Genomic DNA, 16,868 nt, shown 5'->3' on the forward strand with positions numbered 1-16,868 from the left:
GAGACAAGGCATGCTTTTATTTTTAAAGCCTATTATACCATGCACCCGTTCTGACAAGAAACGCTTATTGCCTGCGCCCTTGCAAGTCTCAAGCGTCCTGCACCCCAAGCACATGAATCACTTCATTGGGATAAACATGATTGCCCTTTGTCTGCACCATAGCGACATTTCTCATGGCTTGAGCAATCGTTGACGCTTGAATGGCCCGGTACTTGTCTAAACGGCCTTTCATCCAGCGGTCCAGAAAAGTCATAACATGCGCAGCGAATTGTTCACCCGGACGTTTCTCCCCGCGATCCCCCAGAATAAGGGATGGACGGAAAATGTGTAACGCACGGAACCCGATACTCGAAAGTGCATCCTCCATCTCACCTTTGGTCCGACTATAAAACACACGCGAATCCGCACTCGCTCCCATGGAGGAAATCACTAGCATCTGCTCCACACCATGCTGCTTTGCCAGCGTCGCTGCACGAACCGGATAGTGGTAATCCACTTCACGGAATTGATCTTGGCTGCCTGCTTTTTTAATCGTTGTGCCCAGACAGCAATACAGATCGTCGATCCCTGCAAACAAGTGCCCCTGACCTTCAAGCTGTTCGAAGTCCACAACGTATTGCTTCAGCCCGGGATGTTCCAGATCAAGTCTGCGCCTGACCAGAATGCGAACCTCACTGTATGCAGGGTGCCCCAGCAGACTGTGAACCAAAAGCCCACCCACAAGTCCGGTAGCCCCGATCACCATCGCTTTGCGTTCAGGATGATGCATCTCTTCAACCACCCCAATCTAATCATATATAGCTGAGTATCCTATTGATGAGTATCGTGATCCGCTTTTCTGTTTCTATTTTAAAAGAACCCGACGTCCCAAAGTAAACGTAAGCAGCAGCATCACTGTACCAACCATCACTTGGAATCCGTAGGTGGATATCCAAACCATCGCTTCCGAGAGAGTTTCCATCTTCTCGTACAGCCAGCCGCCAATCAGCGGGCCAATAAACGACGTTACGCCAGTCAGAGCTGAATAAACGGCTATAAACATCGGTCTTTCACTTTTCGGTGTATCGCCAATCGTAAAATTAAACGCGAGCTGGTTGAAACCGCCAACGCCAATCCCGAGAAAGATGTGGGACAGGAACAACGCAACCAATACCGGGGCAAAGGACATCAATCCCCACGACAGGCAGGACAAGGCGATGACAGGCAACGTCCAGAACAATAGCGTTTTGTTACTGTATCTGGCATTCAGGTTGCCCCAAATATAGAATCCTCCCATCATCACCAGCGTCTGCACAACCGTGATCAGAGAGACCATCTGATAGCTGACATTTAACAGATCCAGCATAACGTAAGAATAGAGAGGAACAATTAATGTCTGAATCAACAGCCATGCCGCCAGAAAAATGGTCGCTTTCAGGAAAACCCGATCCTGAAACGGTTTGATGAACATCCGTGAGAACGACTTTTCGGTCGACCGTTCAAAGGGCAGATCCGGATAGAAGAAATAAATAACCGTATTGGCGATGGCACAGATCCATACGGGAATAAACAAAATCAGAAAACCAGTCTCTCCCGGATAACGATCCAGCAAAATTCCGCCGCCAAATAAACAAACGCTTCCAAGTGCATTCAGAATCGTATTTCGTATCCCGAAATAACGTCCTCTTACCTTGGCAGGTACGATATCCCCAATCAAGGATGTCCAGATCATACCACCGATGGTATTACATATGAATGCAATCGTATACAAGCCAATAAAAACACTGACCCACCATTCCTTAGGGAAAATGAACGGAATTAATCCTGTTGCACTCCACAAAATACGGTGACCTCCAACGAACAGCAAAAGCGCGCGCTTACGGCTCCGAATACGTTGCATCCAGTATGCCGCGCCGATCTGCGCAATGTTTACAAACGTGGTAATCGCGAGCACAAAGCCAATATGTCTCGACCCGGCCCCAAGATACAGCAAAAACCCGGTTAGAAATGGACCACCCAGCAACGTTTGCAAAATAATTGCCGGTACGCCTTCCCATGTTGCAATTGATAAATTCGTGCGTTGTGTCGAACCCTTGCGCCGTGGCTTGCCTATGAACGAAGAGGGGTTCATCTTGACCGTCTTCTGAATGGGGATACACTCCTTAGACCGGGTAAAGCTTTGCCGGCCGATACTAGTTGTCACCCCAAATTCTACTCACGGCACAGAGGTTGTCAACTCATTTTTTCACGGTGAGTGGAAGCCACAGATGGAAGATACTTCCCTTGCCCGCAGCACTCTCGAGTTTGATGGATCCACCCAGCAATCTCGCCAGATCTCTGCTGATCGAGAGGCCAAGTCCGGTTCCCCCAAATTTACGGCTAATCGAACCATCAGCCTGCTGAAATGCTTCAAATATGGAATGATGCTTGTCCTCCGGAATGCCGATCCCTGTATCCTGAACCGAAAAAACAAGCCACTGACTAACCATATCTGCCTGTTTAGTCTGTTGGGTACTCACGGTTAGAGTAACCTTCCCTTTCGGCGTAAATTTGATGGCATTGGACATTAAATTCCGCAAAATCTGCTGCACGCGCTGTGGATCAGACCAGATTGTATCTGGCAGTCCTTTTTGTTTCTCCAGCACCAGTTCAATTCCTTTTTTGTCAGCAACGAGCCCAAAATGATTCATAGCATCTTCAATCAGTTGGCTCAGGCTGATATCTTCAAGTACAATATCCAGTCGGCCAGCTTCGACTTTAGACAAATCCAGAATATCGTTAATCAGTCTCAGAAGCTCTTGTCCAGACTGATCAATCATGTCTGCAAAACGTACAATTTCCTCCTGGTCCATCGTATCCGCATTCTCGCTAATCATCTGGGCAAAATTAATCACACTGTTCAGTGGTGTGCGCAGTTCATGCGACATATTCGCCAGAAACTCGGACTTGTACTGTGAGGCAATCGTCAATTGGTTGGCTCTCTCCTCCAGTACAATTTGCGCTTTCTGCAACTCCTCTTTCTGCACAGATAAAAGCCGATTCGTACTCTGGATCAAGAGAATCCGATTTTGTTCATTCTGAAAATCCCGTAAGATGAACGCAAATATAAGACTAAGCAAGATTCCACTAGGAAGCGTATAAGGCATAATGTGTGAGAAGAAATATGCGGTAGGAATGACACCTACTAAGGCGATGTTCACACTGTTAACAACATTAACAATCACTGTAACGATGATGCCTTTGACAATCAGCCTGTAGTTGCTGCGCCGCATCCAAATATTGAGGCCCGCACAGAGTAATCCAAGAAGAGACATATTAATAACCGCGGCGACGGTTGCATCGGAAATACCAAAGGTCAGCCTAGACAGACCGATTCCCACACCTATAATTATGACACTATAGGGTTGCCTGTACGACAGAACAGCAACAATTAGAGGTACATAACGAAGATCAAACACAACTTCATCATTCAACTGAAATCCAAACACCGTGCTGATCCAGCCTGCAAATATAAGCACTAGCACGGAACAGACCTGTTTCACTTGGGAAGAGGTGCGTATAACGATATATTTATAGAAAACACTTGCAAGATAAGCAATCGTAATAAGCATCCCCATATTGAGTACGAACATTTTCGAAAATTGCATGCATTCACTCCTGTTGTTCGACGTTATAACCCCAATGCTTATTTCGTTCGTATTTTTACATCATATCATGCTAGACCTGCCCCAGTATGGAAACATCGTCAAAAAGAAACAAAAAAATACACAAAATCAAGATTCAATTTGTGTGTAAGACATAGTAAAATATATTGTTGTTTCATTTTTTATATTTATCGCTATAATCATGTTTGCTTGAAACATGATGAAAGGAGATTTACAGCTGTGCAATTGTTAAAAGATAAATCCTACTGGCTGTCGCTTAGTCTGATGTTATCCCTGGCTGTCATGGGACTTTTCTATGATATTTTGAACAGTCCGGATCGTGGATATGTTATCCTGAACTCTCCAATTGACCGGATGCTTCCTTTTATACCCGCAATGTCGATTCCCTATCTGGGATGGTACCCGTTTGTATTCGGCGTGCTGGCCTATCTGTGTGCCAAGGATCGACTTATGTATTATCGGGTCTTGTTATCCATGAACATCTGTGTCTGGATCTGTTACCTAATCTACTTCAACTTCCAAACTATGGTTCCTAGGCCGGAATTAAATGGCTCTGGCTTGGGTGCAGTCGTCATCGGATGGCTCTACAGCCAGGATCGTCCTTATAACTGTTTTCCCAGTATTCATGCCCTGCACTCTTATCTGGTGATGCGTGCCGTTCTATCGGTTTCAACCATCCGTAAATCTGTCAAGGTGGCGGTAGCTGCCGGTGCATCCCTGATTATCATCTCTACACTGCTCATCAAGCAACATGTCATTTACGACGCACTGAGTGCAATTATTCTTGGTGAGTGTATCTTCACGATCATTACGGGTCTATCCCTTTATCGCCGTCGCAGAAAAGAGTCCAAATGGACTGAGGGGATCAACTAACCCCCTCTTCCGGCTTTTGGTCCAGTTGTTTCTGTCGTCTCCACTCGTCAATAAATAAACCTGCATAATAGGGGTCCCACTGGGTCCCCTTTCCTTCTTCCAGAATCATAAGCGCTTTCTCATCACTCATTCCATTCCGGTACGGTCGATTTGACGTCATCGCATCAAACGCATCTGCTACCGCAATAATACGGCCGAACAGCGGAATTTCCTCGCCTGCCATGCCATCAGGATAACCTTTGCCGTCATACCTCTCATGGTGGGATCGCACTCCAGGTAAGAAGTCTGCCATAGCATCCACAGGCTCAATCTGAAGCAAAATACTCTCTCCTAATACAGGATGCGTACGAATAATTGCAAATTCCTCATCACTGAGCTTGCCGTCTTTGAGTAATACCTCGTCAGGTATACCAATTTTTCCGATATCATGAAGCAAAGCTGACTTGTACAACAAGTCGGCCTGTTCGTCATTCATGCCGCTGAGCCTGCCGATCATAATGGAATACTCCGCTACACGCATGGAATGTCCCGCCGTATACTTATCCCTGGCATCCAGTGCAGCCGCAAGCAGAGAGAAGTAACTTTGCAACAGTTGCCGATTACGCTCCTGCCTCATCTCTAGCCGACTAATCATCATATTGAATCCCGAGATCAACTGCGAAAATTCATCTGAATACAAATCCGGTGTTCTTCTGCCGAACTCTCCTTCTTGGATTCGGTTCATCTCATGTGTCAGTTCTGCAACCGGATCACGGACATCCCGAATCAACAGCCAACTGCCAACCATGGAGAATCCTGCGCCCAAAATGACGATGAGCACACCCCACAACGTATATTCTTTCGCAAACAGCGGGTCTATGTACTGGAGCCGAATATAGGTAGCCAGAAAAAATAAACAAAGCGGAAATAAACCGATGAGTGCAGTGCTGGTCTGAAACTTCCGCTGTATCGGGATCAGGATACGTCCGCCAAGCGAAGGTTCCATTCCATACAACAACTTGCCTCTACGGCGAACTTCGAGAAGTAGCGGCCTCACTGCCCTCACTGTGAGGTAATACTCAATCAGGGCATGCATAATGGCTATCAACAATGCACACATCGCTGCAATCATGACATATCCATAGGGTATTTCAAGCCAGCCTGTGGATATCATCCACAGTGTAAGCCCTGCCGCAGGCACAGAAAAACCTAGCATGTGCGGCCCAAGAATACGATATATGGTTTGTCCCGGAAAGCGGTGAATTCGTTCGTACGTCCGATTTAATTCAGCCATTTCATGATGCTCGGCAGCGAAGAATTGACCTATTGGTCCTAGTTGAGCCCACAGCGTAATCACTTCTGCAACCAGCATAAACAGAATCGAAATGAGCACAACGGCAACCAATCGAACATATTGAATATTGGGTATCTGCAAGGTTGAAATCATCACCACGGTGCCCACAATAAAAATGGCTGATAACGAACCAATGAGATAATTGCGTAGCAGACGGAAGATAAATGAACGATACACTTCCAATCCAATCCCTCGCTCTCTATGTCTAACCCATTCTGCCTAGATAAAAAAGGGAGAATAAGGATGCTTCCTCCTATATGTTTATCGGCTATTCCCACGAAAAAAATTAATAAGATCCATGCGAATAATGCTGCAATATTCTGCTTAACTGTCTTCGGGGATTGCTTCGGGGATTGCTTCGGGGATTGCTTCGGGGATTGCTTCGGGGATTGCTTCGGGGATTGCTTCGGGGATTGCTTCATAAAAGGCCGCTCCCTGGGGGAGCGGCCTTTTATGAAGGTTTCGTTACGAATTTTCCATTAAAGCTCCTTTGGCGATTTGGCTTCTAGCTTGTTTTCATTTTAGCCGCCAAAATCATTGTGCCTCGTGGTTGATCCCCCAGAGCATCCGGTTCAAGCGTGATCGCTACGGTGTCATAATCGTTCGCTGAATCCAGCGTGTAATAGACCGCACCTGTACCGTCATGACTTAAGAACGTCCCCGCATTCTTAGGGGTATCCCCCTTGATCAGCCAGACCTGAAATGCCTGATTGCCTTCCAGTGCGGGCAGTTTCTCTGCCTGTACCACGAGATGTGTGCCTTTGCTGTCAATCACGATGGTCGCTAGACCTTGCGCAACAATATCTTGTGTTGCCGGGCTCAGTTTGACGGCCTCTCCCGTTTGCATGCCCTGCGCCGGCGCCAGCGCTGAGACGAGCTGTTCTTGCAGCTGTGCGTTCTGCACTTGCGCCTGAGCCAGCTGCTCCTGCGCGGCCGATACGCCTTCGGCTTGCTGCGTCAGCAAGTCGATGCGGCTCTGCAGCTGCGCCGCATAAACACCGAGCACCAGCGCCGCTGCCGCGAGGCCCGCACTGGCTGCGCGCCAAGCGCGGCCACCGCGCGCACGCGCGCGCGTTTGTGGCTGTCCCAGCTGCGCCTGGGCAGCCTCTTCGGCCCGGGCCGCAGGCACCGCCACAGGCGGCAGGCCAGGCCCGGGCTGCGCCGCACGCTCATGCTGCGGCGCAAGGTCTTCCTGAAGCACCGCGGATGCGGGTGCTTCAGACTGCTGCGCAGGAGCGGCCGCCGGCGCTTCGCCGGCGCTCTCCTGCGCCTGACCGAGCACGCTGCCCAGCACGCGTGCTCGCATGCCCGGCGGCGGTGCCACAGGGTCCGCCGCAAGTGGCAGGAAGCCGGTTACTTCCTGCAATTCCCTTACCTCCTGACGACAAGCTTCGCAATTCGACATATGTGCTTCGAATGCCGCCACTTCCTCTGCTTCCAGTCCACCCAGCACATACATCGGTGCCAGATCAGACCACTCCTCATGTCGTTCTATCATGGATGTATGCCCTCCCTTCCCGCGTCCGGATGCAATTCAGCATCAGCAAGTAACTTCTGGAGCTGGCGCATGGCAAGCCTGACACGGCTCTTCACCGTACCCAGCGGAATCCCGAATCGGCTGGATACCTCTTGTTGCGTTAAACCTGCATAATATATCGATTCAATCACTTGCTGCTGGTCCTCATTCAATTGGGTTAACGCCTCTTTAATGCGTGTACCTTCCCATTTGCGCTGGACCTCTTCTTCTGTATTTGTATATTCGTCAGCATACGCCGCCAATGTCTCATGCTCAACTGAAGTGGCCGCTGCTCCTTTCGATCTCCGCCTCAGCATGTCCACCGCGATGTTGCGCGTAATCGCAAACATCCATGTGGTCAGCTTCCCCTGTGAGGCATCAAATCGTTCCGCTTTATTCCAGACGCGCAGAAAAAGTTCCTGCACGGTCTCCTCTGCCGTCATCGAATCACCAACAATTCGGTAGGCAAAAGAATAGACGGCCCGTTCATATCGGTCATATAGCAGTTCCAGTGCAGAAGCATCACGTTCTGCAATTCGTTGCATCAACCTGCTGTCCTCTATCGATTCAGTCATCCGAGGGCCCCTTTCTGTATCTTCCCTCATATTATAACCTACGCAGAAACGTTTGAAGAGGATTACCCTTAATAACATTTTTTTGAGATATTTCTTCCAAACATTCCGAATATACTCTTCAAGTTATTTCTTCTGGGCATTTTTTTGTGTTATTTTTTCAGAACATACTTTTCGAGGTGTTTCTTCTGATTTTTCCGAAAATATTTTCTCTTTCTTTCATAAATATAATGCATCAAAATAATATTAACCTTACTCACAATCCTTCGCTGAGCATGAAACTCCAGACTCAAATGAAGACCTAAACTCGTGCTTCAAGGAACACCCTTCCTTTTTATTGCAATAAATTACAGACTGTGATATGATATAAAAGTTGTATAAACAACCTCATATGATTTTCTGTCTTCTTTTTAACCCCGGAATATTTTCTTCATGCTGCGACCGCAGCGAATATGCTAACTAACCTATGGAGATTGACGAACCTGAATCACAATAACCCGGTAGACTAAGGGTTTACAAGATGTTCCCATTCACACTGGCGCGGTCATCGGAGCCGCAAGGACAAAAGAGAGGTAGGGCTTTTGTTGTTTTGGATATCATTTATTCTTGAGAAGATTGAGAACATACATCAAGCACCCGGAATTGGGTTCCGGGTGCTTTTCTATATTCTAATCCTCTTAGCCAACTTGCCGCACTCTCCTCCCAAATCGAACAGATTCCACATCATGCTCACCAAGCAAGCTGCCCTACAATCTGCCTCAGATCGTTACACATGCACGGGTGAGCTGGCGGTGAACTTTCTTTTCTAAATTTCGTAAACCAACGTCTCTAAATTTCGTAAACCAACATCGAGTTATGTAAGTCTACAGTATTAAATTTCATTTGGACGTTACAAACCTTTGTGACCGTTAGTTACTCCAACTCCTTAGCCATGTCCCCCTCTCCGCAACAAAGCACACCAAAAAAAAGATAACCCCGCTGCCGGAGTTATCATGTAAATAATTATAATTTCCTTATATTCTCCCTTATATTCTTTGTCTGTCAGAAAGACTCTTGGGAGAAACGTATCTGCAATCGAGTAAATCCAGTCAGGCTTTCCGATTGGCCTGATGTTGCAGTTCACGTTTGAACTACGGTCTCTCAACAGAGGTTTTAGATAAACATGGTTTTGGAGATGATTACGAGCAGAATGAATAAAACAAGAATGGTTCCCATGGAGCTCCAGATGCCTCCACCATAACCATAGGCAGGTGCGCAACCATGGTGGTACCCCTGCACCATCGGTGCTTGATTCGGCTGGTAGCCATAAGGCATTGTTCCGTAATTGTACATTTCTTGACCTGGATATTGGTATCCGTACATATGTTCATGCCCTCCTTGTTGTCCGTAAACTTGCCCCTGTCCGTTCGGTGAGTTCGGTTTAACTTCGCTCATCGTCATGCCTCCTTAACATTTGCCTACACCTTAAGCTATGTATCTGCCCTACAAGGCGACCGGGCTATGGCCCTCATGATCACAAAATAGGCGTTTAACCCTGACCCTTATCTTTATTTGCATTCTCTCATCCTTCTGCTCCCACTTGTTCTTACTCTCCACTATCTCCCTATTTTCCTTTTCTGATCATCCCACTCCTGCTTTGTTACAAGTCGTAGAACTCCCTACTTCGTCTCATGCCACTATTATTTCTCATATCCCCTTCTAACGAGCGCCCAAAATGAACAACGTTACAACGTTTAGTAGATTGGGCTCTCTTCTCTTACTTAACGCAGCTTGTCCAGTCTCATAAAACCCTGCCGGCTAACCGGCAGAGCACGACACATTATACCCAGAACGACTTCGTGATGATAACGAGCAGAATGAACAACACCAGGATTGCTCCAGTGGAAGTCCAGCCGCCGTATCCCATTCCTCCTACTTCACTCATCTTAAACCCTCCCCCACGTGTGAATTTACCAAAACCGTTTATTAGATCAGGAATGCTTTAGAGATGATCACCAGCAAGATAAAGAGAACCAGAATCGCGCCAGTCGATGTCCATGCACCGCCGTATCCACCAACTACTCCACTCATGTAAAACCCTCCTTTGATTTGAGGTACAGTTCACTATATGCATCAGACACACAACCGACCGGGCGCAGATGTAAAATGGGCAGATTTCCAGTTTAGACTATATTTTTCACCAAGAAGAAATGTATTAGTTAAGCTTATAAATACATCCTTTATCGCCTTTCACTTATCTTAATTACTACTTAGTGTTATAATTTATTAGATTTGCGGCATTTGTGTTCCTAATATTGGGACATTTGCTACCCCTTTATTCAGGAGGGCTGCTATTCTAAAATCTATGTGGAAAGGAGTATTTCTGCTTGTCTTAAGCAATGTATCCATTTGTTACGAGGTGCAGTAGTTTTTAGATTGAATCAATCCATATCAATTATTAAAGTCTGATTAGATTGTTAATAACGTACGAATGACCAACCTTTATCCTGAAGAATTAAAAAAGTACAAATTTTAGAGTTTGGCATTTCACCTGATGACTGGAGTAAAAAACCCAACCGATGGGAAGCATACTAGGGGATTAGAAAAATGAAAACACGGGTTATGATTCTTGCTTTAACCGTACTGCTCAGCGCTTGCGGTAATTCGGAAACAACGAAAACAGCTGACAACAAACCCTCAGAAACAACGAATGCTGCTGAAACTGTCAAAGCTGAAGCTAAAGAAACAAAATATACTACATATAACGGGGAAGGATTTTCATTTTCATATCCTGAGTCTTGGAAAAGTGTAGATACAAGTCAAATGCACGCTGCGGTGAAGGGCGCGTTCTCAGACCAATCAGGAACAAAGAAGTTTGCAGATAACATTAATTTAACGATCGAAGCCAACACGTCAGGTTCAATCAACCCTGAGGAGCTTGCTAACAATACAGCAGACTATTATGTGCAAAATGGTGCGTCGATTGGTATCTCCGATTATAAGAAGACCAATTTTAGTATTAAGCCTTATAAAGACATAAATGCTGGTGTACTTGAAGGAAGTTACACTAATTCCACCGGTACTAATGTAGTTCTAGTTCAGTACATGATTCCAACAAATACAGACCTGTATACCTTAACCTTAACTTATGGCAAAGATTCATATCGTTCAGATGAAGTCAGTGATATTCTTAATTCCTTGAACATTACTTCTCCGCTGACGCAAACAGCTGTAACTACATCTGCCGGAGATTCATCGTCCGCAGCAACTGCCGCTGATTTCTTTAACGATCTTACATCATCCATCTCATCTGAGACAGCCGTGATGGAGCAGGAATCTTATAATTTTCTCGCAAAACATACCGGACTGTTCCCTGCAGATACTGCTGAGCTTCGCAAAAAGGTAAAAGGACTTGTCAAAGCCGATGTGACCACCCGACATCTCAATAAAAATGTAGCCAACTACTATGAAAATTTTGTGAAAATAAGCGGACAGGTTATTCAGGTGGAAGAAGACAATTCACTCGGATCACCCATTTCTATCTTGCTACTAGAGGACGATTACGCAAATTATATTACAGCCATATATCCTGCCTCGACCGGAGACTTGCTTGATGGGGACTATGCCACTGTTATTGGCGTACCTATTGCTAACTACTCCTTCGATAATGTTGGTGGCGGATACACCAATTCTACTATAATGGGTGCCTCTTTAATCATTGCTGAATAGTCAAGGTAATAAATGGACAAGAACAGGTCGGCTTAATTATAATTAAGCTGGCCTGTTTGTTGTAGAGTTCTTTTTTGAACGCCACATAATCACAAAACCTCGAACTGTTTTCTCAATTGGATAAAAATGGATAGAAAACGAAGTTTGAATAAACGTATGAGTTGATGCCCCCGTTTACTTTTGGCATATGGCTTATCGTTCTTGATATAGAGCAGAGCAGCACGTATTGTGAGACACGGTCAAAAACTCAAAAACGGCAAGTCCCTATTGGAACTCGCCGCGTAAAATAATTTTATGCAGTTTTTTAGAAAACCTCAGCCTGGGAGCGGAATAATCCACCATGAGTTGCCCACAGCCTATCTTCTTTCCACTCCATGTCTTTTCTCAATTCGGCCTGTTGTGTAGTGAAATCAGCTTATCCTGTACGGATTGCAGTTTCTGCACACTGGAAGCGTCCGGTTTATCACGCCGGTCATCGATTTTCACGGATGTGGAGACACGCTGGGCTCCTGACAGAAACGGAGCTTCATGCAAAGCCGCGATGGCGGTGAAAACTTCGTTCAGCGGGCCTTCAATAATGGTGCTCATCGAAGTCAACTGGTATGTAATGCCGCGTTGCCTTTCCAATATCTTTTGCATGTCTGCTACATAACTACTCAGACTGGTGGTTCCTGTTCCAATCGGAATAACGGTTACTTCTGCAATTGCCACTTCGCTCTGCCTCCTCTGGGCACCGTTCGAACCGTTGCCGCTCAAGTTTTAGTCGAGTTTTGACTGATTTTATTTTACCAGTTTAAAGTACTCCAATTCAAACTGACGTGATGACGTCATTCCAAATCCCGTAAATTTTTTTTCGCAGAATCTTCAAATCTTCCAGTCCTTTTCCTTTGCGGATTCCTTGCTTAAATGGTATACTCGGAATTACGTTTTATGGTTTCCCCCCTGTTTACAAACACTATATGTTGGGGTACATTAGTATGACAGCAACAAAATATAGTGAAATGGGATACCCCACTTCTTATATCCAGCATCTGGAATCTATCGAAAAACAAGATGAAATCACCTCCAAAGGCACGTCCCTGTAGGTGTAAATCGCTTTCTCGAAGACAGGGCTGGCTTGGAGGTTAACGGGGCTGTTTAGACTGCGTCCGTTATCTTTATTCACAGGTACGTAAATGATCAGACAACAGCTTACATACAGCAACTTGTTCTGTAGAAGTCATGCATAGATAAGACTGTTAAAAACCAGAACATGAATGGGCATTTTCAGCCGTAAGGCAAGGGGAATGCTTTTTGTATGAGCAGGTTCTGACCACTCCTTGTCGCATGATTTCATCCCAAACGTATCTGGTTACTGCCACTGTAGTCCGCAAAATCCGTTTTCTACTCACCGTTGTAGACCTCCAATTCTTATTTTCAAAGAATTGTTTAATTTATTTTTTTATCATTATTTTTTTATCATGTGAAAGCGAGGAATATTCATGCCACAAGTTGTGACCAAGCCGAACAATCGCCAGCTTGCCTTTGACGAGATGCGCATCTCGGTATATGCCGACCGTATCCTGGAAGGACTGGACATGCTCGACAAGGAACGTCTGGTTCGCGGAGTAACGAGCAAACTTCGTCGTGACGAAGTTACCGGAGATGAGATCAGCAACGCTTTTATGATGAGCGCTCTGGAACTGGTAACGAAAGAAGAGCCGAACTGGAAATTTGCAGCAGCGAGATCCCTGCTTACTTCCCTTTACAAAAAAGCGGCGACCAACCGCAGATACAAATCCTACCCGGACGAACCTTATGGTGCATTCCATCCACTGATCGTTGACCTTGTCAAAAAAGGCATCTATCGCGAAGAGTTGCTGGAATGTTACACCAAGGAACAGATCGACGAACTTGCGGAGTGCATTGACTACCGCAACGATCTGCTCTTCGATTACATCGGTTTGCTCACACTGGCTGAGCGTTACCTCGCCAACGATTTTGATGGAAAAGTCATGGAATTGCCGCAGGAGCGTTACATGGTTATCGCCATGTACCTGATGCACCAAGAGCCTGCCGAGAAGCGTATGGATCTGGTGAAAGAAGCCTACTGGGCAATGAGCAACATGTATATGACGGCAGCTACACCGACAATGTCCAATGCAGGTAAAAAGGTAGCCGGACAACTCTCCAGCTGTTTCATTGATACGGTAGATGACTCACTCGAAGGGATCTTTGATTCCAATACAGACGTAGCCCGTTTGAGCAAAATGGGCGGCGGCATCGGCGTATACCTCGGTAAAGTCAGAGCGCGTGGTTCAGACATCCGTGGCCACAAAAATACAAGCTCAGGCGTTATCCCTTGGATTCGCCAGTTGAACAATACAGCAGTTAGCGTAGACCAGCTCGGAACACGTAAAGGAGCAATCGCGGTTTACCTGGACGTTTTCCATAAAGATATTCTGGCTTTCCTTGATCTCAAGCTGAACAATGGTGACGAGCGGATGCGTGCGCATGACGTTTTCCACGGTATCTGCCTGCCTGACCTCTTCATGGAGCGTGTCGAAAGTCGTGGTGAATGGAGCCTGTTCTGCCCGCACGAGACCAAAAAAGTGATGGGCTGGAAAGATGAGAACGGCCGCGCACTGGGTCTGGAAGACTTCTACGATGAAACTCAGGGTCAAGGTACATTCCGCGAGAAGTATGAAGAAGCCGTGAATCATCCGCTGTTGTCCCGTATTACGGTACAAGCGATCGACATCATGAAACGTGTGATGAAATCGCAGCTTGAAACAGGTACGCCGTACATGTTCTACCGTGACACTGTAAACCGTGCGAATCCGAACCGGGCACATGGCATGGTATACTCGTCCAACCTGTGTACTGAAATTATGCAGAACCAATCCGCTACCGTGGTGGAAAAAGAAGAACTGGTGACTAAAGATGGTCAGACACGCATCGTGATCTCCAAAGTACCTGGTGACTTCGTGGTCTGCAACCTGAACTCAATCCACTTGGCTCGTGCAGTACCTCATAATGTACTGGAGCGCTTGATTCCGATTCAGGTTCGCATGCTGGACAACGTGATCGATATCAACAACATTGAGGTGCTTCAAGCTCAGTACACGAACAGTCAGTATCGCGCTGTCGGTCTGGGAACATTCGGACTGCATCACCTGCTTGCACTCGAAGGCATTCGTTGGGAGTCCGAGGAAGCTGTCACATATAACGATAATCTGTATGAAAAAATTAATTACCTGCTCGTTCAAGCCAGCATGGAACTGTCCAAAGAAAAAGGACATTATCCGAAGTTCAAAGGCTCCGATTGGGAAAGCGGCCATTACTTCGACCAACGTGAGTACACGACGGGTGAGCGCGTAGGCGAATTTGTAACTACAGATCAATGGAAAGAACTGCAAGCACAAGTGAAACAAAACGGTGTACGCAACGCATGGATGTTTGCTATCGCACCAAACGGTTCCACCTCCATCATCGCCGGTTCAACAGCAAGTATCGATCCACTGTATGAGCTGTTGTCCTATGAAGAGAAAACAACATACAAAATTGCCAACCCGGCACCGGATCTATCCGAAAAAACGATCTGGTACTACAAAACGGCATTTATGGTAGACCAACATGCGTCCATCAATATGGCGGCAGCTCGTCAGCGTCACGTTGACCAGGGTCAAAGCTTCAACCTGTATGTTCGTCCGGATATCAAGGCGACTGAATTCCTGGAATTGCATCTTCACGCTTGGAGAGCCGGCATGAAATCGACCTATTATGTTCGAAGCCGTGCATTAACGATTGAGGAATGTGATTCCTGCGCAAGCTGATCCGCATAAGCATTGTAACATCGTGATAGACATGGGTCCCCCATCCTGCCACGCTGACTAAGATGACCACCGGGGCATCCTGTTTTGAATGCAAAATAGCGTTGCCCTGGTTCTTTTTTGCCCAAAAACTGACCATAGCATCGCAAGATGTTAACTATATGCCAAGACAGATACACGCTTGTTCTGTCATCGTCTTTTTATAGTGTAAATTCATTCAAGGAGTGAACGTACTATGCAAGTACAGAAAATTTTCAATACCGAAGCGCCTAACCAGTCGACCCGTATTATTGAAGGTGAATGCTCGGGTATCCTGAACTGGAACGACATTCGTATGCCTCATATGTACAAATTGTACAAAGTATTGCTACTCAACCACTGGATTGCGGATGAAATCCCTATGTCCAAAGATGCTTCCCAGTTTGCCCAACTGGACGAAGAAGAAAAACGTACGTTCAAAATCAATATCTCCCTGCTGGCTGTACTGGATTCTATGCAAACGATGTTTGTTGGCGACGTGAAACGTTACTTTACAGACTCTTCCCTTGAAGCAATCTCTGCCATTATTGGACAACAGGAAGTCGTGCATAACCAATCTTACTCCTACGTGCTGTCTTCGATCGTATCCGATCAGGAGCAGAAAGAGATTTTCGAGTATTGGAAGCATGATCCAGTCTTGCTCGATCGCAACCGTTTCATCGCCGATATCTATCAAAACTTCCGGGACAATCCGTCTCCACAGACGTTCTTCCAAGCGATGGTTGCTGACCTGATTCTGGAAGGTATTTTCTTCTACAGTACATTTGCGTTTTTCTATAACCTGGCTCGTGACCAGAAAATGATGGCAACCAGCCAGATGATCTCGTACATCCAGCGGGACGAAAACCAGCACTGCTACTTCTTCGCGGAAGTGTTCAAACAGCTGCTTGTGGACTTCCCTGAACTGAACACACCTGAAAACATGGACTACGTGTACAAAACGATTGACCGCGCCGTTGAGCTGGAAACGAACTGGGCACATTATACACTTAGCAACGTTCGCGGCATCGACCTGAACGAGCTGGAAGACTACATTAAATACACAGCGAACAAACGCTTGCGTCTGATGGGTATGGAAAAGGCATATGAAGGCGTGGACGTGAACTGCATGCCTTGGATCAAACCATTCTCCGACGAAGCGTTGAATGCAACGAAAACCGACTTTTTCGAAGCCAAATCCCGTAACTACGGCAAAGTGGGCGACGATAACGGATTTGACGATCTGTAAGAATATAGATTCAGACAAAGCTCTTCATCGGATAGGAATCGAGTAATCTAACACCATATTGGATGCCTCGATGCGTCCTGCCAATCTCGACGATAACGGATTAACACTGCACACTCTCTCATGCTGGGAAGCTTTACGACTAC

At 46.2% G+C, this 16,868-nt stretch carries 14 protein-coding genes; 4 read left to right on the forward strand and 10 right to left on the reverse strand.

Going from position 1 to position 16,868, the window contains the following annotated elements; all coding sequences use genetic code 11:
• Positions 1–88: 88 nt before the first annotated feature.
• From ABIE27_RS26420 to ABIE27_RS26430, 3 genes are all read right to left on the reverse strand, one after another.
• Positions 89–769, reverse strand: coding sequence for an oxidoreductase (locus tag ABIE27_RS26420; protein WP_123065619.1), 681 nt, complete (start codon positions 767–769; stop codon positions 89–91).
• A 75-nt stretch (positions 770–844) separates the two neighbouring features.
• The gene (locus ABIE27_RS26425; RefSeq protein WP_123065618.1) at positions 845–2,110 is read right to left on the reverse strand and encodes an MFS transporter; all 1,266 of its coding nucleotides are present in this window, start codon (positions 2,108–2,110) and stop codon (positions 845–847) included.
• 106 nt (positions 2,111–2,216) lie between these two features.
• Positions 2,217–3,626, reverse strand: coding sequence for a sensor histidine kinase (locus tag ABIE27_RS26430; protein ID WP_123065617.1), 1,410 nt, complete (start codon positions 3,624–3,626; stop codon positions 2,217–2,219).
• 237 nt (positions 3,627–3,863) lie between these two features.
• Here ABIE27_RS26430 and ABIE27_RS26435 point away from each other — a divergent pair, with 237 nt between their 5' ends.
• Positions 3,864–4,517 (forward strand): phosphatase PAP2 family protein, encoded by a 654-nt coding sequence (locus tag ABIE27_RS26435; RefSeq protein WP_123065616.1) that lies wholly within the window; start codon positions 3,864–3,866, stop codon positions 4,515–4,517.
• On the opposite strand, the gene ABIE27_RS26440 is transcribed toward ABIE27_RS26435, so the two are convergent.
• The 6 genes from ABIE27_RS26440 to ABIE27_RS26465 all read right to left on the reverse strand — a co-directional run bounded on the left by ABIE27_RS26440 (position 4,510) and on the right by ABIE27_RS26465 (position 10,008).
• Positions 4,510–6,027 carry an HD-GYP domain-containing protein gene (locus ABIE27_RS26440; RefSeq protein ID WP_429351940.1) on the reverse strand — a complete coding sequence of 506 codons (1,518 nt, stop codon included), beginning with the start codon at positions 6,025–6,027 and terminating at the stop codon, positions 4,510–4,512. The two genes, ABIE27_RS26435 and ABIE27_RS26440, sit on opposite strands and share 8 nt — an antisense overlap.
• Before the next feature lie 328 nt (positions 6,028–6,355).
• Positions 6,356–7,348, reverse strand: coding sequence for an anti-sigma factor domain-containing protein (locus ABIE27_RS26445; protein WP_429351914.1), 993 nt, complete (start codon positions 7,346–7,348; stop codon positions 6,356–6,358).
• The gene (locus ABIE27_RS26450) at positions 7,345–7,941 is read right to left on the reverse strand and encodes an RNA polymerase sigma factor (protein WP_123065613.1); all 597 of its coding nucleotides are present in this window, start codon (positions 7,939–7,941) and stop codon (positions 7,345–7,347) included. Before ABIE27_RS26450 ends, ABIE27_RS26445 begins: the two co-directional genes overlap by 4 nt.
• 1,149 nt (positions 7,942–9,090) lie before the next feature.
• Complete coding sequence (locus ABIE27_RS26455) at positions 9,091–9,219, reverse strand: YjcZ family sporulation protein (RefSeq protein WP_429351941.1); 129 nt, start codon at positions 9,217–9,219, stop codon at positions 9,091–9,093.
• 538 nt (positions 9,220–9,757) lie between these two features.
• Positions 9,758–9,862, reverse strand: a complete 105-nt coding sequence (locus ABIE27_RS26460) for a YjcZ family sporulation protein (RefSeq protein ID WP_240037016.1) — start codon at positions 9,860–9,862, stop codon at positions 9,758–9,760.
• 41 nt (positions 9,863–9,903) lie between these two features.
• A complete protein-coding gene (locus ABIE27_RS26465; RefSeq protein WP_017690880.1) occupies positions 9,904–10,008 on the reverse strand; it encodes a hypothetical protein in 105 nt (34 codons plus the stop codon).
• A gap of 516 nt (positions 10,009–10,524) precedes the next feature.
• On the opposite strand from ABIE27_RS26465, the gene ABIE27_RS26470 reads away from it, so the two are divergent.
• On the forward strand, positions 10,525–11,646 hold the full coding sequence (locus ABIE27_RS26470; protein ID WP_429351915.1) for a hypothetical protein: 1,122 nt from the start codon (positions 10,525–10,527) through the stop codon (positions 11,644–11,646).
• Positions 11,647–12,030: 384 nt separating this feature from the next.
• On the opposite strand, the gene ABIE27_RS26475 is transcribed toward ABIE27_RS26470, so the two are convergent.
• Positions 12,031–12,357, reverse strand: coding sequence for an MTH1187 family thiamine-binding protein (locus tag ABIE27_RS26475; RefSeq protein ID WP_090918642.1), 327 nt, complete (start codon positions 12,355–12,357; stop codon positions 12,031–12,033).
• Positions 12,358–13,127: 770 nt separating this feature from the next.
• Between ABIE27_RS26475 and ABIE27_RS26480 the strand changes: the two genes are divergently transcribed.
• Together ABIE27_RS26480 and ABIE27_RS26485 are read left to right on the forward strand one after the other, a co-directional pair.
• Positions 13,128–15,461 (forward strand): ribonucleoside-diphosphate reductase subunit alpha, encoded by a 2,334-nt coding sequence (locus ABIE27_RS26480; protein ID WP_123065609.1) that lies wholly within the window; start codon positions 13,128–13,130, stop codon positions 15,459–15,461.
• A 232-nt stretch (positions 15,462–15,693) separates the two neighbouring features.
• Positions 15,694–16,725 carry a ribonucleotide-diphosphate reductase subunit beta gene (locus ABIE27_RS26485; protein ID WP_123065608.1) on the forward strand — a complete coding sequence of 344 codons (1,032 nt, stop codon included), beginning with the start codon at positions 15,694–15,696 and terminating at the stop codon, positions 16,723–16,725.
• Positions 16,726–16,868: the final 143 nt, after the last annotated feature.

Origin of the sequence: Paenibacillus sp. 4624 (assembly GCF_050435065.1) — a bacterium.
GTDB lineage: Bacteria > Bacillota > Bacilli > Paenibacillales > Paenibacillaceae > Paenibacillus > Paenibacillus amylolyticus_D.

Excerpts from the sequence above, each read along its gene's own strand:
- ABIE27_RS26445 (WP_429351914.1), bottom strand. The coding sequence starts at position 7,348 with ATGATAGAACGACATGAGGAGTGGTCTGATCTGGCACCGATGTATGTG.
- ABIE27_RS26485 (WP_123065608.1), top strand. The coding sequence starts at position 15,694 with ATGCAAGTACAGAAAATTTTCAATACCGAAGCGCCTAACCAGTCGACC.
- ABIE27_RS26430 (WP_123065617.1), bottom strand. The coding sequence starts at position 3,626 with ATGCAATTTTCGAAAATGTTCGTACTCAATATGGGGATGCTTATTACG.
- ABIE27_RS26420 (WP_123065619.1), bottom strand. The coding sequence starts at position 769 with ATGCATCATCCTGAACGCAAAGCGATGGTGATCGGGGCTACCGGACTT.
- ABIE27_RS26450 (WP_123065613.1), bottom strand. The coding sequence starts at position 7,941 with ATGACTGAATCGATAGAGGACAGCAGGTTGATGCAACGAATTGCAGAA.
- ABIE27_RS26480 (WP_123065609.1), top strand. The coding sequence starts at position 13,128 with ATGCCACAAGTTGTGACCAAGCCGAACAATCGCCAGCTTGCCTTTGAC.
- ABIE27_RS26460 (WP_240037016.1), bottom strand. The coding sequence starts at position 9,862 with ATGAGTGAAGTAGGAGGAATGGGATACGGCGGCTGGACTTCCACTGGA.
- ABIE27_RS26425 (WP_123065618.1), bottom strand. The coding sequence starts at position 2,110 with ATGAACCCCTCTTCGTTCATAGGCAAGCCACGGCGCAAGGGTTCGACA.
- ABIE27_RS26465 (WP_017690880.1), bottom strand. The coding sequence starts at position 10,008 with ATGAGTGGAGTAGTTGGTGGATACGGCGGTGCATGGACATCGACTGGC.
- ABIE27_RS26470 (WP_429351915.1), top strand. The coding sequence starts at position 10,525 with ATGAAAACACGGGTTATGATTCTTGCTTTAACCGTACTGCTCAGCGCT.
- ABIE27_RS26455 (WP_429351941.1), bottom strand. The coding sequence starts at position 9,219 with ATGGTGCAGGGGTACCACCATGGTTGCGCACCTGCCTATGGTTATGGT.